This window comes from Myxococcus sp. CA056 (assembly GCF_013336715.1).
In the GTDB taxonomy this organism is placed as follows: Bacteria; Myxococcota; Myxococcia; order Myxococcales; family Myxococcaceae; genus Myxococcus; species Myxococcus llanfairpwllgwyngyllgogerychwyrndrobwllllantysiliogogogochensis.
In genome coordinates, this window is the sequence record NZ_JABUMT010000055.1 from 1 (window position 1) to 438 (window position 438).

A 438-nucleotide genomic window follows, 5' to 3' on the forward strand; every position below is an offset into this window, starting at 1 on the left:
CCCTTCCGAGCAGTCCCCTCCCCTCGCCCGAACCGGGTGGTGCTCCTCGCGGCCGCGCTGCTGCTGGGCACGGCGTGCGGCGAGCCGCCCCACGAGGAGGACACCTACCTCGGCCAGAGCACCGCCGCCCTCTACGAGCAGAACGAGGGCGCCCGCAACGGAGTGGTCCTCTGGCGGGGCTTCAACCACTGGTGGGACTACAACCACCGCATCAACCGGCTCGGCGACTGGGTGCAGAACGACGGGTGCACCGGCCTCTCGTGCTCCGCGCACATCATCCACGCGGCCGCCTCGGGCTCCGGGCCGGACACCGCTTCCTACAAGTCCTGGTACACCACCCTCGCCACCAGCTCCGCGGCATTCCGCACGGGCTCCAAGCTCATCAGTATCAAGGGCTCCCGCGGCGTACAGCACGACGTCACGACGACCGTCTCCTTC

The 438-nt window shown here is 69.9% G+C and carries 1 protein-coding gene; it reads left to right on the forward strand.

The genetic code is table 11. From position 1 onward, the window contains the following. Positions 1-36: 36 nt before the first annotated feature. A partial coding sequence (locus tag HUA76_RS44805) for a hypothetical protein (protein ID WP_217440988.1) occupies positions 37-438 on the forward strand: 402 nt, incomplete at its 3' end.